Below are 14877 nucleotides of genomic sequence, written 5' to 3'. Positions count from 1 at the left end.
CGGATGTATGGGTCACACCGTGCTCGGCTCTCCCAGGGGCACGCGGAGCGACGACCGCCCCGCGCGCCACTCGGACAGCAGCCGCCGGGCCAGCCGGTCCTCCAGGTACTCGGTGGCGTCGATGCCGAAGGCGATGTCCCCGGCCAGCTCCGGCTCCTCCTCAAGGAGACCGCCGATCACCTCGTGCCGGACCACCTGCTCGTGCACCGCGTCCGCCTCCACGTGCTCGTCGTAGAAGAACTGCGCGGCCGCCCCCGCTCCGGTGCGGCGCAGCGCCTCGGCCAGGCGCCGGGAGCCGGGGGAGGAGGTGATCTCCACGTCGGCGAAGTGGCCCACCAGCGCTCCGCGCAGGGCGCGGTGCAGGCCGAACAGGGACATCAGGTTGACGACGGCGAGCATCTCGGCCGGGGCCGCGTCCAGGAACCGCCCGTACCCGGTGTCCAGCTCCAGGTCCCGCATCAGGTCGGCGAACAGGCGCGCGTGGACCCGCTCGGCGCGGCCGCCGCCGAACTCGTCGTACTCGACCGCCGCCATCGCCGCCTTCGCCCGGCCCCACAGCCGCGGCAGCACCCAGGCGTGCGGGTCGGCCTCCTTCAGGTGGTACAGGGAACGCTGCGCCGCGTACTCCCGAAGCTGCCACAACTCGCCCTCGGCGCACAGGAAATGACTCACGCCGGTGCCCTCGGCCGGTTCCACCAGGAGGGCACCGAGCGCGTCGTCCAGACTGTCGTGGACCGGCGCGTCGGCGCGCAAGGCGGCCAGGAACCGGCGCTCCAGCGCGGCCCGCACCCGCAGCAGGTCCGGGTCCCACTCGGCCTCGGCGGACACACCCGCGAAGCCTCGGTAATGCAGCTCGTAACACAGGTACAGGGCGAGCTGCGGATCGTCGCCGTAGGGGTCCGTGTCCTCCGCGTCCACGGGGTCCGGCAGGGGGCCGGCATCCCGCAGATACGCGATGATCGCGGCGGACAGCGGTCCGCGGGCGTCCGGCAGCTCGGGTCCTCGCACAAGGTGGTCCATGGCACCCGGGTACCCGCGTCCGGGCAGCTCAGTGGTGCCGTCCGGGCGTCTTGCGGTCGCCCTTCGACTGCTCCTGCGCCCCCGTGTTCGGGGTGATGGCGTCGCCCGCCTCGCCCCTGCCGCGATCCTTCTCACCGCGCCGCTCGGCCTCCTCCGCCTCGTGCAGCACCTCGCCCAGGGCCGTCTCGGGCCGCTCCTGGCGCTCGTCTCCACCGGACATGACGTCTCCCTTCCGTCGGTGTCGTCTGATCATCCCCGGGTTGCCCGCAACGGCGGTCTCAAGCCTGGACGGCGGCGGCGAGGCCCCCGACGGAGGCGCCGGCGCGGCCGTGCGGGTGACCGGTGGGCGCGTCGGACCACGCCCGTTCGGGGGTGCCGGCCGGGGTTTCCCGGCAGACGGGGAACCTCTCCGGAAACCCCCGCCCCCGGAAGACCGAGGTGCCATGTCCGTCGACCTCACCGGCAGCTACCTGACCCTCGACGACGGCCGCCCGGCCGTCCGCTTCAGCCGCGCCTACGACCACCCCGCCGAACGCGTCTGGCACTTCGTGACCGACCCCGGCGAACTCGCCCGGTGGTTCCCCTGCCGCGCGGAACCGGAGCTGCGCCCCGGCGGCACCGTCCGCTTCGGCGACGACCCCGGCCTGCCCCCCGGCCGCGTGCTCGCCGTCGACCCGCCCCGGCGGCTGTCCTTCGCGTGGGGCGGCGACGAACTCCGCTTCGCCCTGGACCCGGCGGGCACCGACCGCACCCGGCTGACGTTCACCGACGTCCTCGACGCCCCCGAGACCGCCGCCCGCAACGGCGCCGGCTGGGAGGTGTGCCTGGCCGCCCTCGACGCCCTGGCGCGCGGCGAACGCCCCGCGGGACCGCCCGCCGGCCCGACCCCGGTCTGGAGGGCGTACTACGAGGGGTACCTCGCCGCGGGTGTCCCCTCGGGCGCCCCGGTACCCGGCCTGGACCGGCCGTGACCCGCCCCCGTCCGCGCCATCTCCACATGCGCGTTGTTTCAGGGTGTGGCGCCCTGGATACACCGCGAGGGTTCGGCCCTGGAGTTCGCGAGACGTGTACGCCGTCGCAGTGAGGTCGCCACCATGTCCCATGCACCGTCCCCCGCAGGACCGTCGAACCGCACGCGGCCGGTGACGGAGTCCGGCCCGGGTGCCGCGCCGGCCGGTGCGCCGGCCCGCCGTGGCACGGCCCTGGTCACCGGCGCCTCCTCCGGCATCGGTGCGGCCGTGGCCCGCCGGCTGGCCGCCGAGGGCGGCTGGCGGCTGGTGCTCAACGGCCGCGACCTCACCCGCCTGGAGCAGGTGGCCGCCGAGATCTCGGCCCTGGCCGTCGCCGCGGACCTCACCCGGCCCGGCGCCGACCGCCGGGTGGCCGAGGCCGCCCTGGACCACCTGGGCCGGGTGGACCTCGTCGTGGCGGGCGCCGGTGTCGGCTGGGCGGGCGACTTCACCGGCATGCCCCGCGCCCGCATCGAGGAACTCGTCGGCACCGATCTGCTGGCCACCCTGCACCTGGTGCGCGGCCTGCTGCCGCACATGGTCGCCGCCGGCTCCGGGCGCGTCGTGCTGCTCGGCTCCGTCGCGGGCAGCGTGGGCGTGCGCGGGGAGGCGGTGTACTCCGCGGTCAAGGCCGCCGTGGCCACGTTCGCCGACGCCCTGCGCTACGAACTGCGCGGCACCGGCGTCGGCGTCACCCATGTGGTCCCCGGAGTGGTCGATACCCCCTTCTTCGACCGGCGCGGCGCACCCTACCGGCGCTCCTGGCCGCGGCCGGTGCCCCCCGAACGCGTGGCGGACGCGGTGCTCACCGCCGTACGACGCGGCAGGGACGAGGTGTACGTCCCCGGCTGGCTGCGGCTGCCGGCCCGGGTGCGCGGGGCCGCGCCGGGCCTCTACCGGCGGCTCGCCGCCCAGTTCGGGTGAACGGCGTGCTCGCGCTGCCGGTCGTCCTCGCGCTGTGCGCGGCCCTGGCGAACGCCGCCTCCTCGGTGCTCCAGCGCCGGGCGGCCGCCACGGACACCCCGGAGGCGCCCGCCGGGACCGGGGCGTTCCTGCGCGGGCTGCGGCGGCTGCTGCACCGCCCCGACTGGCTGGGCGGCGTCGCCCTGCTGATGCTCTCCGCCCTGCTCCAGGCCTGGGCACTGGCCGTGGGCAGCCTGTCCCTGGTGCAGCCGCTGCTCGCCACGGAGCTGCTGTTCACGCTGATCGTGGGCGGCCTGGTGTTCCGGCGCCGCCCGGACCGCCGCACCTGGGTGGCGTTCGTCGCGCTCGCCGTGGGGCTGGCGGTCTTCCTGCTCTCGGCGGCGCCGGTGCCGGGCCGCACCGACGCGACCTCCCGCGCCTGGCTGATGGCCGGCGGAGTGGCCTGCTGCGTCGTGGTGCTGCTGGTGCTGGTCGCCCGCACGGTACGGGGCGCGGCCCGCGCGGCGCTGCTGGGCCTCGCGTCCGCCGTGTCCTTCGCGACCACCGCCGCGCTGCTCAAGGAGACCGTCGGACGGCTGCGGCTCGGGCCCGGCGCGATGTTCGCCCACTGGTCGCCGTACGCCACCGCCGCCGTCGGGCTCGTGGCCTTCCTGCTGCTGCAGAGCGCGCTGGGCGCCGGCTCGCTGGCCGCGTCCCAGCCCGCGCTCACCCTCGGCGACGCGCTCACCAGCGTCGCGCTCGGCTGGGCCCTGTTCGAGGAGTCCGTCCAGCTCGGGCCGCGGATGGTCCCCGAGGCCATCGGCATCGTGCTGATCGGCGCGGGCAGCATCGGGCTCGCGAACGCCCCCTCGGTCGGCCGGGGCTGGGACACCCCCTCGGAGGGCCATCCGCCGGACACCCACCTCCCGATGCGCCACAACTGAACGAGCAACCCCTCAAGGAAGGTCACCATGTCATCCCGCGCCCTTCGTACGGCGGCCGTACTGCTGCCCATCGGGCTCGCCGGTGCCCACATCGGCCCGGCCGCCACCTGGCTGCCGGGCGTGCGGCTGCCGTTCTTCCCCCGGCTCGCCGGCGCCGGACCGCGCCACCATGTCGCCCTGACCTTCGACGACGGGCCCGACCCGGTCGCCACCCCACGTTTCCTGGACGTCCTGGACGAACTCGGCGCACGCGCCACCTTCTTCGTGCTCGGCGAGCACGCCGCGCGCCATCCCGCCCTGGTCGCCGAGACCGCCCGGCGCGGGCACGAGGTCGCGGTGCACGGCTGGACCCACGACCGGCCCTGGCTCCCGGCCGTCGGCCGCGAGACCACGGGCCTCGTCCGAACCGCCCGCGCGGTGCGGGACATCACCGGCCGGCGGCCCCGGTGGTACCGGCCGCCCTACGGCATCCTCACCTCCGCCCGCTGGCTGGCCGCGCGGCGGGCCGGGCTGCGGCCGGTGCTGTGGTCCGCCTGGGGCAAGGACTGGCGCGCGGACGCCACACCGGAGTCGGTGCGCGCGCTGATCTCCGCCGACCTGCGCGGCGGCGGCACGATCCTGCTCCACGACTCCGACCGGCTCGCCGCCCCCGGCTGCTGGCGCTCCGCGCTCGCCGCGCTCCCGGCGATCGTCCGGGACTGCCGGGAGGCGGGGCTGACGGTGGGGACGCTGCGGGAGCACGAGTCGGGGGAGCGCGAGGGGACGTGAGAGGGACGGGCGGCAGCCGGTGACGGGCGGGCGGCGGATCAGGCGCCGGGGTCGGCGAGTTCGGCCACTTCCGCCATGGGGTCGGCCCGGAAGAGGGCGCGGGCGCGGCCGGCGCGGGCCGGGGCGGAGGCGGGGAGACGGGTGAGGGACCTCAGCAGGGCGGCCGGGTCGGGGGCGTATTCCGTCAGGCCGAGATCGGCCATCCGCCGTACCCCCTCCAGGCCGTGGCCGGGCAGCGGGCGGTAGCCGATCACCGGAAGCCCGGTGGCGAGCGCCTGCACGGCGGTCTGGCCGGCCGCGTTGTCCAGCAGGGCGTGGGCCGCCGACAGCAGGCCGGGCATGTCCTCGACCCAGTCCAGGGCGAGCACCCCGGGCACCGCGCGGACGCGTTCGAGCAGCCGGCGGTTACGGCCGCACAGCACCACCGGCAGATATCCGGCGCCGGCGAGCAGCGCGGCGGTGCCGTCCGGCCGGGACGCCGCGCCCCAGGCGCCCGCGGACAGCAGCACCGGCGGCCGACCGGGCGCGTGCCGGGCGAACCGCTCGCGCCAGCGGTCGGCGCCCGGCGCCGGTGCCAGGAACTCCGGCGCGACGACCGGCCCGGTGGCCACCGCGGCCGTGGCCACGCTCCGCCGCACCTCGCGGGCCGCCGTCTCCGTCAGACACAGATAACGGTCGTTGCCCGGATGCAGCCACTGCCGGTGCACGGCGAAGTCGACGAGACAGACCGCGCTCGGCACCCGCAGCCGCCCCCGCGCCCTGAGGTGGCCGGTCAGCTGGGCGGCCAGATGGAAGACGGACACCACCGCGCCGGCGTCCAGCCGGTCCACGAGCCCGAGCAACCGGTCCCCGGCGAGCCGGGCCAGCGGCACCCCGCTGGGGCGGCGGCCGGGACCACCGCGCAGGAACGCGCCGTAGACGCCGGCGTACACCCAGGGGGCGTGCCGGACGACGGCCTGGTACCAGGCGCGCAGTCCGGTCCCGAGGCCGGCCGGCAGCAGCGTCAGGACGTCGACGACGTACGGCTCGTGCCCGTAGCGCTCGGCACGCCGGGCCAGCTCGGCGGCGACCGTGTCGTGACCGGCCCCCATGCTCGCGCTGACGATCAGTGTCCGGCGCCGGCGGGCGGGCGCGGACCGTTCCCCGTGGGGCACCTCGGCAGAAGCACACACGGGGTCCGATTCTCCGGGCCGCCGCCGGGCAAACCGGCCAACCGGGCCGTGTCGTGTCCGGGCCCGTGGACGGGATCGCCCGGCAGCGGGGGGCGAGGACCGAGCCGGGCGACCCGAGTGGCCGTCTCCTCGGTGGCGCGGCGCCGGGAGCGTGCCAGAGTGAAGCGGAGGTGCGCGTTCATGTCGGACCCGTACGGGGCACCGCGGGCAGCGGCGGGCGCGCGCGTGCGGTGGCGAGCACGGGAGGTGCCGTGAGGCGGTGGCGGCGCGGCCTGCACCGCGCTTGGCAGTGGCTGCGCGTCCAGGCCCTGTTCCAGCACGGCCGGGAGCTGGAGCTGATGCACCGGGCCATGGGCTTCGCCACGCTGGCGCTGGTGACGCTGGCGCCGCTGCTGATCGTGGTCGCCGCCGCGGACCCGCTGGTGCGGGGCGGGTTCGCCTCCTGGCTGACCGACGGCATGGGTCTGTCCGGCCCGTCGGCGCGGGTGGTCACCGACGTCATCAGCCCGCCGCACAACGTCATCGGCACCACCAGCGCGTGGAGTGCGGTCCTGCTCGCCGTCTTCGGCGTGTCCTTCGGCGGTAGCGTGCAGAACGCCTACGAGCGCATCTGGGGTCTCGCGGCCGGCCCCTGGCACCGGGTGTGGCGGCAGGCCACCTGGCTGATCGTGCTGACGGCCTACCTCTACCAGGAGGTGGCGACCAAGTCGGCGCTGCACGGGGGGCAGCGGATTCTGCTGTCCGGGGTGAGCGGTGTGCTGTTCTTCTGGTGGGGGCAGTGGTTCCTGCTGGGCCGCCAGGTCCGGCTGCGGCAGCTGCTGCCGGGCGCGCTGGCCACCGTCGTCGGCCTCGCCGGTCTGCGGGCCTTCTCCTACCTCGTCTTCACCCCCCTCATCGTCACCAACGCCCTGAGCTACGGCGCGGTCGGCACCGTGCTCGTCATCGAGTCCTGGCTGATCGGCGTGGGCTTCGTCATCTACGGCGGCGCCCTCTTCGGCCGCTGGTTCTGCGAGCACCACTGGATGCCGGCCCACCACGACGAGGACGAGGAGTAGGCGGGGCCGTCCCTACGCCAGCTGCCGCCGCACCAGTTCGTGCAGACGCCCCGTCGTGTCCGCCAGCAGCTCCGCGGGACTGCCCTGCTGGACCACCTTCCCGGCCTCCATCACCAGCACCCGGTCCGCGTCCAGCACCGTGGACAGGCGGTGGGCGATCACGATACGGGTGGCGTTCAGCTTGCGGGTGCTGTCGATGACGATGCGCTGGGTGTCGTTGTCCAGGGCGCTGGTCGCCTCGTCGAAGAAGAGGATGCGGGGACGGCGGATCAGGGCCTGGGCGATCATCAGGCGCTGGCGCTGGCCGCCGGAGACCGAGCCGCTGCCGGAGACGATGGTGTGCAGCCCCATCGGCATCCGTTTGATGTCCTCCGCGAGCCCCGCCATCTCGGCCGCCGCCATCGCCTCCTCGGGGGTGTACGGCTCGGTGCCGCAGATGACGTCCAGGAGGGAGCCGGTGAACGGCTGGGCGTGCTGGAGCACCACCCCGCACTGGCGGCGCACCGCCGACTGGTCCAGCGCCGCGAGGTCCTGGCCGTCGTACAGGACGCTGCCGGAGACCGGCCGGTCGAAGCCGATCAGCAGCCGCAGCAGGGTGGACTTGCCGCAGCCGCTCGGGCCGACGACCGCGACGAACTCGCCCGGCCGCACCGCGAAGGAGACGTCGTCCAGGACGAGCGGGCCGTCGTCGGTGTAGCGGAACGACAGCCGGCGGGCCTCCAGGGCGCCCGAGAGCGGGCCCGGCCGGGTGCTCGTCGCCGGGACCTCCGGGGCGGCGTCCAGCACCGGCCGGATCTCCTCGAACAGCGGCAGCGCCGCCACCGCCGACACCAGCGCGCCGGTCAGCTGGGTGACCGAGGTGAGCACCATCGTCACCGAGGTGTTGAAGGTGAGGAAGTCGGCCGCCGACAGGGTGCCCTTCGCCGGACCCGCCAGCAGCATGAACATCAGCAGCGAGCACACCGGCAGATAGACCGCGCCGAGCACCGTGGTGAGGTTCTTGATCCGCCCCGCCTTCTGCTGGAGTTCCCGGCCGCGCGCGAACTCCCGCGCCCAGGCGGCGTACGCGTAGTTCTCGGCGGCCGCCACCCGCAGCTTGGGCAGCCCGCGCAGGGTCTGGAACGCCTGGTTGTTCAGCCGGTTGCCGAGCACCACCAGGCGCCGCTGCCAGCGCACCTGCCACAGCCCGAGCCCCAGGAACACGGCCGCGATCACGACCAGCACGGCGATCGCCGCGAGCGCCATCGGCACGCTGTACCACAGCAGCAGCCCGAGGTTCATCACGCCGACCGTCACGGACTGCGCGACCACCGGGCCGACGCCCGCCAGCATCCGGCGCATCGCGCTGATCCCCATGGCGGCGCTGGCCAGCTCGCCCGTCGAGCGCCGGGTGAAGAACCGGGTGGGCAGCCGCAGCAGCCGGTCCCAGACGGCCGGCTGCAACGCCGCCTCGATCCGTCCCTCCAGCCGCAGGATGGACAGGTTCTCCAGCAGCGTGAACGCCGCCGACACCACCCCGCTGACCATCACCGCCAGGCACACCTGGACGATCAGGCCCTCCTGCGCCCTCGGCACGTACTCGCCGAGCACCTTGCCGGTCGCGACGGGCACCAGCGCGCCGATCGCCACCGTCACCAGCCCGGCGAGCAGCAGGGCCAGCAGATCGCCGCGGGCGCCGCGCAGGGTGAACCGGAGCAGGCCGAGAAGCGACAGCGGCTTGTCCGGCAGCGGCCGGTAGAACATCACCGCACGGGGCTCGAACTCCTGCGCGTTCGTCTTGCCGACGGGGGTCTCCCGGCCGGTGCCGGGATGCACGGCCGCGTATCCGCCGCGCCGCCACAGCAGGGCGACCGGCGCCCCGGACAGCGCCCGCTGTCCCACCAGCGGGCCCACGTTCTCCCGCCACCAGCGGCCCTGGAGCCGTACCGCCCGGGTGCGCACCCCGGAGGCCAGCGCCACCCGCTCCACCGGATCGAGGCGTTCGCTCTCGGCGCCGCCCCGCGCCGGGTCGGCCAGCCGGATCCCGGCCGCCTCGGCGACCAGCGCGCAGGCCGCGTAGGTGGCGTCGGCGTCGGCGGCCGTGGTGCGGCGGCCCGAGCGCCGGCCGATGGAGGCCAGCAGGGTCCGGTCGGCCTGGGCGCCGGCCGCCTCCCCGGCCCTGATCCCGGCGGCCGTCCGGGTCTCGTGGCTGCGCTCCAGCTGTTCGATCCAGCGGTCGAGCGCGGTCAGCAGCCGGTACTGCTGGTCGACCAGCGACTGCCACAGCGCCGGGTCCATCAGCAGATCGGCGGCGGCCTCCGCGCCGTACAGGGAGCCGTACTGGACGCTGCCGGGCGGCACCTGCATCCAGAACACGTCGTCGTCCGTGGGCGCTTGGGAGCGGTCCTCGGCGAGCGGTGCCTGGAAGAGGACGGACAGGCCGCGGCCGACGCCGAGCGCGAGGGCGTACTCCAGCGGGCTGGACGCGGGCGGCACGTACTGCGGAGCGCCGTACTCGTCGTACGACCAGGTCTCGGTGCCCGCCGGCTGGTACAGCTCGCGCAGGCCCACGCGGTGCAGCACGCAGTCGCGCACCGGGCGGGCCACCAGGGTGTGCCGGGGGCCCGCGACCGGGCCGAGCAGCAGGGCGCCCGCCTCCAGGCGGCCCAGATGGTGCCAGTGGCCCTGCTCGGCGGCGTCCACCGCGAACAAGTCCAGCGCGCCGGCCGCCACCAGCCACAGCACCTGCGGGCCCTCCAGATCGAGGCGGGTGAGCCCGGCGCAGTCCACCCGGGTGCCGAGCGCGCCCAGCGCGCCGAGCACCAGATCGCCGTCGTACCCCTCCTGAACCGTCGTCATCTCACCGCTCCCTGACCAGCGCCGCGTAAGCGCCGCCGCGCGCCACCAGCTCCTCGTGCCGTCCGCGCTCGACCACCGTGCCGTGCTGGAGCACCACGATCTCGTCGCTGTCGCGGACCGTGCTCAGCCGGTGCGCGATCACCACGCAGGCGCAGCCGCGGCGGCGCAGGTTGTCCATCACCACCAGCTCGGTCTCCGCGTCCAGCGCGCTGGTCACCTCGTCGAGGACGAGGATGCTCGGCCGGCGCACCAACGCGCGTGCGATCTCCAGGCGCTGGCGCTGTCCGCCGGAGAAGTTGCGGCCGTCCTGCTCGACCTTGCCGTGGATGCCGCCGGGGCGGCGCGCCACCACGTCGTAGAGCGCCGCGTCCTTCAGCGCCTCGACCACCGCCTCGTCGGGGATCGACGGGTCCCACAGGGCGACGTTGTCGCGGACCGAACCCTCGAAGAGGAACACCTCCTGGTCGACGAAGGAGACGGAGGCGGCGAGCGCGCCGCGCGGGATGTCCTCCAGGCGCCGGCCGTCGATGCGGATCACCCCGTCCCAGGGGGCGTACAGGCCCGAAATGAGCCGGGACACCGTGGATTTGCCGCTGCCCGAGCCGCCGACCAGGGCCACCTGCTGCCCGGGGCCCACGGTCAGGTCGAAGCCGGTCAGCAGCGGCTTGTCCAGCGGGCTGTAGCCGAAGGTGACGTTCTCCAGCTCGACATGGCCGTGCAGCCGGCGCGTGGACTCGCCCGTGCCGGGCCGGCCGTAGAGCGGGTCGGCCTGGAAGTTCTCCACGTCCTTGAGCCGGGCCACGTCGGCCGCGAAGTCCTGGATGCGGCCCGCGACCGAGTTGAGCCGGGTCAGCGGCGCGGTGAAGCGGGTGACCAGCGCCTGGAAGGCCACCAGCAGACCCACCGAGATGTGCCCCTCGACCGCGCGCAGACCACCGATCCACAGGATCAGCGCGCTGTTGAACGTGGCCAGGGTCGGCGCGACCACCCCGAGCCAGGCGCTCGGCACCCCGAGCCGCTGCTGTTCCTCCAGCGTGGTGGCGTGCTGCCCCGCCCACTTGCGGAAGTAGCCGTCCTCGCCGCCGGTCGCCTTCATCGTCTCGATCAACTGGAGACCGGTGTAGGCGGTGTTGGTCAGCCGTGCGGTGTCGGCGCGCAGCTTTGCGGTGCGGGTCGCGCGCAGCCGTACGACCAGCCGCATGGCGACGATGTTCAGCAGGGCGACGCCGATGCCGAGGAACGTCAGCTGGGGGTCGTAGGTGTAGAGCAGCACCGCGTACAGCACCACCACGACCGCGTCCACGCCGGCCGCCGCGAGGTCGCGGGCCAGCGTCTCCGCCACCTGGTCGTTGGACTGGAGTCGCTGCACCAGGTCGGCGGGGGAGCGCTGGGCGAAGAACGTCACCGGCAGCCGGAGCAGATGGCGCAGGAAGCGGGCGCTGGTCAGGGTCGAGGAGATGATCCGGCCGTGCAGCAGATTGGCCTGCTGGAGCCAGGTCAGCACCAGTGTGAGCAGCACACAGGCGGCCATGGCGGCGAACAGCACGCCCAGCAGCGAGGTCTGGCCGCCGATCAGGAACATGTCGATGTACGTGCGACTGAGCGCCGGTACGGCCGCCCCGACCGCGACGAGGAGCAGGCTGGCCAGCACCGCGGCGGGCAGGGTGCCGGCGGTGCCGCGCAGCCGGGCGGGCATGGCGCCGAGCACGCCCGGCCGGCGTCCGCCGCGGGTGAAGTCCTCGCCGGGCTCCAGCACCAGGACGACACCGGTGAAGCTGCCGTCGAACTCCTCCAGGGGCACGAAACGGCGGCCCTTGGCGGGGTCGTTGATGTGGATGCCGCGCCGGCCCAGTCGGCGGCCCATGCCGTCGTAGACGACGTAGTGGTTGAACTCCCAGAACAGGATGGCCGGGGCGCGCACCTCGGCGAGCGCGGCCAGGTCCATCTGCATGCCCTTGGCGGTCAGGCCGTAACTGCGGGCCGCCTTCAGCAGGTTGCTGGCGCGTGAGCCGTCCCGGGAGACACCGCAGGCGATGCGCAGCTCCTCCAGCGGGACGTGTCGTCCGTAGTGGGCGAGGACCATCGCGAGGGAGGCGGCACCGCACTCGACGGCCTCCATCTGGAGCACCGTCGGGGTGCGGACGCCGCCGGTACGGGGTTTGGGGGCCGGACGCCGGGCGGGGGCCGCGCGTCTGCGGCCACGGGTTTCCTGCGGGGTGGGCGTCACGGGAGCAGCCAATCGACGGGGTGCTGGTCGGCCAGCCTGATCGAGGCGGTGGCGAGGGTCATGGAGTCCAGCCGGAACGGGGGACCGTCGCTGGTGGACCACCGGTAGCCGCTCGTGGTGTGCGACGCGGTCAGCCGTACGGTGACGGCGACCGGGCTGCCGTTTCGGGTGAACTGCCGGCCGAGCTGGTCGTCGCCGAGGAACGCGGCGATCGAGCGGTCGGACTGCGCGGCGCGGTCCACCGAGCGCACCTGGCCGCGCAGCACGCCGTAGCGCTGGGCGGGCACCGAGGAGACGGTGAGGTCGACGGCGGCGTGCGCGGGGATGGCGGCGGCGTTCTGGGCGGGGACGTACACGGTCGCGTACAGCGGGTCGTCCGCGTGGCCGACCTTCTCGACGGCGGCCACGTCGGTGCCGGTCTGCACGATCTGCCCGATGGTGGCGGCGAGCGTGGTGACGCGGCCCGCGGCGACCGTCCGGACCACCGAGTCCCCTTGCGAGGTGCGGACCTTGAGCACGGGTGCGGCCGCGGGCAGGCGTTCGCCCTGCCGGGCCAGCACGGCCGTCACCTGACCGGCCACGGGGCTCTGGAGCACGTAACTGCCCTGCCCGTGGGTGAGAATGGCCGGTGCGCTCACGGTGGAGGCGACGGAACCGGTCACCGCCCACACGGAGGCCGCGGCCATGACGACGACGGTGACGCCGAGCGCCAGCCAGCCCTGCGGGCGGGCGAGCCGCACCGGGAGGTCCAGCTCCTGGGGCGACTGGAGCTTGGCGAGGGCCTGTTGGCGGAACTGCACGGAACTTCCCTCACCTGAAGGACGGACGCGGGTGTGCCGGGGCATCCGAGAGCCCCGGAGCCGGGGGACGGCTCCGGGACACTCGGGTGGTGCGAGGTGCGATCAGAGACCGGCGACCAGGTTGGTGACCGGGGCCACGTTGAGGCCGGTGACACCCTCGACGGTGCCGATGGCCGTGCCGGCCAGCTCGGAAACCGGGGCAATGCCGTTGACGGCACCGGTCACGGTGTTGAGGGCGTTCACCTGGAGACCGCCGGAGACGGCGTCCAGCTCGGCGTCGGCGATCTCGGCGGTCTGGACCTGGGGGGTGGAGTTCATGATGGAACTTCCCTTCATATGGATATTCACAAGGGGGGGAGCGGCGCTCTGCTGGATACAGAGGAATGCCGCGGCCGCGGGTGGCGGGCACCGTCGCCGGGGCCCGTCGGCCCCCCGCGGTGCGATGGATCAAAGCACGCACGCGGCGCGCGCTTCCAATCAACCAGGGCTCTCACCTGGGAACTTGATCCATTACGGGGTTCATCCGTGCAGGCGCGGACACGGCTTGTCGGCGACTTTTTCACATGCCGCCCGGCATCGTCGCCGACACGGCCTTGCCCCGGTGCCGTGCGTCGGGCATGCCGCGCGTTTCGGACGGCCCGGGGGCGCGCGGATGTGCAGAACCGCTGACCACGGTGGCTTCGTTGAGCATTCAATGTGCAGATTCGCTGAAGCAGTGGTTCCGGTATGCGACCAATACTGACTGTCACTGAACGATTCCATAGAGTGTTCGATCGGAATGCGATCGGATACCCGGCCGGTCTGCCTCATGCCACCCCAACGGTTGCGCGCCACGGCGTACAAGCGCCTCATATGCGCCCCTGCGCGGGCGAGCCGAGAGGGCGGACAGTGCCGAGGGGAACGGGGTGCCGCCGCTCGCCGAACCCGTCGGTCAGTCGCCGCCGCGCGCGGCGCGCCAGCCGTCGGGGACGGTGCGACACGCCGTCGGGAACAGCGGCGGGCCGTGCCGTCGGCCGCCGAAAGCCGGTCGGGCGTGTCGTTGAAATGACCGTCGGCCAGCGCGTACACCTCGTACCGCCCGGCCGGTCGCGGACAGTCACGTCTGTCGCGAGAACACCATGAGGAGCTCACGGGTCAAGTTGTGTTCGGCGGCTTTCGAGTGGCCTGGCGGGACCGTGGCCGCGGGTTCGACAGGCGCGCCGACCGGACCCCGCCTAGATTCGATGGGGTGGCACACACCTTCGATGAACTCGTGCAGAAGCAGCGGGCGGCCGACGCGGCCCACGCCACGGTCGAGGACCTGCGGGAGACCTACGGCCCGCCGGCCGAGCGGGGCATGACCGGCGCCCAGTCGGGCACCTACGAGACCGCGCTGCGCGCCTGGCGCGACCTCGCCCGGGACGTGCAGACCGCGCTGAGCGAGTACGCGAAGGAGACGGGCCGGCCGCGCGCCGACATCGAGGCCGAGGTGGAACGCGCCGCCGCCGACCAGCCCCACCGCCCGCCGGCCGGCTGAGACGGCCGGGCCGGGGGACAGGGCACCGCACCGCCACGACCCGCCTGCGCTCCGCGGGCCCGCATCCGCGCCGGCCGAAGCCGCCCCCGCGCCCCCGGTGCTCGGGCAACGCGTCTGCGCGGCCTCGGCGTCCCCTGCTTCGGCAACGCGCCCCCGCCGCCCCCGTATCGCTCGTCGCCTGCGGGTATTTGCTCGCCCGGCCCGGGTACCCGGCGTCCATGAACACTGCCATGTACGAAGCGGCCACCCGCTCACAGGTCTTCGGATACGTCCTCATCCTGGTCGTCGGGGCCGCCTGTGTCGGCGGGCTGATCTGGGCGTTCCGGCTGGGCTTCAAGGTGCGTCAGCGCGAACCCGCCCCGCCGCGTCCCGAGGAGCAGCCCAAGCTGCCGACGACCGGGCCGGTGCGCGAGAGTCATGAGATGCGGGAGCCCGAGGACGTGCCGAAGGCCGCCGACGGGAACGAGCGGCTGACCCCCCACCAGCTCACCAACGTGCGCTCCCGGCGCGCCGACGACCAGCGGCGTCCGCGCTGGTCGCCCGGTTCCAGCGGGTCCTTCGGCGGCGGTGGCGGCGGCCGCACCTGACGGCCGCCCGGCCTGTCCGGGGTTTGCGGTCCGCCAC

At 74.4% G+C, this 14877-nt stretch carries 14 protein-coding genes; 7 read left to right on the top strand and 7 right to left on the bottom strand.

The genetic code is table 11. The features are described from left to right. Positions 1–12: 12 nt before the first annotated feature. Both HZZ00_RS21700 and HZZ00_RS21695 read right to left on the bottom strand, forming a co-directional pair. Positions 13–1020: an iron-containing redox enzyme family protein gene (locus tag HZZ00_RS21700; protein WP_180328000.1), complete on the bottom strand. Its 1008-nt coding sequence runs from the start codon at positions 1018–1020 to the stop codon at positions 13–15. A gap of 28 nt (positions 1021–1048) precedes the next feature. Beyond that, positions 1049–1240, bottom strand: a complete 192-nt coding sequence (locus tag HZZ00_RS21695; RefSeq protein ID WP_180327999.1) for a hypothetical protein — start codon at positions 1238–1240, stop codon at positions 1049–1051. Between the two features lie 223 nt (positions 1241–1463). On the opposite strand from HZZ00_RS21695, the gene HZZ00_RS21690 reads away from it, so the two are divergent. From HZZ00_RS21690 to HZZ00_RS21675, 4 genes are all read left to right on the top strand, one after another. After that, complete coding sequence (locus HZZ00_RS21690; RefSeq protein ID WP_180327998.1) at positions 1464–1991, top strand: SRPBCC family protein; 528 nt, start codon at positions 1464–1466, stop codon at positions 1989–1991. A 123-nt stretch (positions 1992–2114) separates the two neighbouring features. Continuing rightward, positions 2115–2954 (top strand): SDR family oxidoreductase, encoded by an 840-nt coding sequence (locus tag HZZ00_RS21685; RefSeq protein ID WP_180327997.1) that lies wholly within the window; start codon positions 2115–2117, stop codon positions 2952–2954. A gap of 5 nt (positions 2955–2959) precedes the next feature. After that, entirely contained in the window at positions 2960–3877 is a 918-nt protein-coding gene (locus tag HZZ00_RS21680) for a DMT family transporter (protein WP_180327996.1), read from the top strand. Between the two features lie 27 nt (positions 3878–3904). Continuing rightward, positions 3905–4645 (top strand): polysaccharide deacetylase family protein, encoded by a 741-nt coding sequence (locus tag HZZ00_RS21675; protein WP_180327995.1) that lies wholly within the window; start codon positions 3905–3907, stop codon positions 4643–4645. Positions 4646–4683: 38 nt separating this feature from the next. On the opposite strand, the gene HZZ00_RS21670 is transcribed toward HZZ00_RS21675, so the two are convergent. Continuing rightward, entirely contained in the window at positions 4684–5736 is a 1053-nt protein-coding gene (locus HZZ00_RS21670; protein ID WP_180333649.1) for a galactosyldiacylglycerol synthase, read from the bottom strand. A gap of 332 nt (positions 5737–6068) precedes the next feature. Between HZZ00_RS21670 and HZZ00_RS21665 the strand changes: the two genes are divergently transcribed. Next, positions 6069–6872, top strand: coding sequence for a ribonuclease BN (locus HZZ00_RS21665; RefSeq protein WP_180327994.1), 804 nt, complete (start codon positions 6069–6071; stop codon positions 6870–6872). Between the two features lie 12 nt (positions 6873–6884). Here the strand turns inward: HZZ00_RS21665 and HZZ00_RS21660 are convergent, their stop codons facing one another. The 4 genes from HZZ00_RS21660 to HZZ00_RS21645 all read right to left on the bottom strand — a co-directional run bounded on the left by HZZ00_RS21660 (position 6885) and on the right by HZZ00_RS21645 (position 13055). After that, on the bottom strand, positions 6885–9710 hold the full coding sequence (locus HZZ00_RS21660) for an NHLP bacteriocin export ABC transporter permease/ATPase subunit (protein WP_180327993.1): 2826 nt from the start codon (positions 9708–9710) through the stop codon (positions 6885–6887). Between the two features lies 1 nt (position 9711). Beyond that, on the bottom strand, positions 9712–11838 hold the full coding sequence (locus tag HZZ00_RS21655) for an NHLP family bacteriocin export ABC transporter peptidase/permease/ATPase subunit (RefSeq protein WP_374028558.1): 2127 nt from the start codon (positions 11836–11838) through the stop codon (positions 9712–9714). Positions 11839–11933: 95 nt separating this feature from the next. Next, on the bottom strand, positions 11934–12737 hold the full coding sequence (locus tag HZZ00_RS21650) for an HlyD family efflux transporter periplasmic adaptor subunit (protein WP_180327991.1): 804 nt from the start codon (positions 12735–12737) through the stop codon (positions 11934–11936). Between the two features lie 102 nt (positions 12738–12839). After that, positions 12840–13055: a hypothetical protein gene (locus tag HZZ00_RS21645; RefSeq protein ID WP_070023312.1), complete on the bottom strand. Its 216-nt coding sequence runs from the start codon at positions 13053–13055 to the stop codon at positions 12840–12842. A 910-nt stretch (positions 13056–13965) separates the two neighbouring features. On the opposite strand from HZZ00_RS21645, the gene HZZ00_RS21640 reads away from it, so the two are divergent. Then, positions 13966–14253: a hypothetical protein gene (locus tag HZZ00_RS21640; protein WP_180327990.1), complete on the top strand. Its 288-nt coding sequence runs from the start codon at positions 13966–13968 to the stop codon at positions 14251–14253. A gap of 218 nt (positions 14254–14471) precedes the next feature. After that, entirely contained in the window at positions 14472–14840 is a 369-nt protein-coding gene (locus tag HZZ00_RS21635; protein WP_257585002.1) for a DUF6479 family protein, read from the top strand. The last annotated feature ends 37 nt before the right edge of the window (positions 14841–14877 follow it).

This window comes from Streptomyces sp. NEAU-sy36 (assembly GCF_013423905.1).
GTDB classification, from domain to species: domain Bacteria; phylum Actinomycetota; class Actinomycetes; order Streptomycetales; family Streptomycetaceae; genus Streptomyces; species Streptomyces misionensis.
This window is presented reverse-complemented; position numbering and strand designations above follow the sequence as displayed.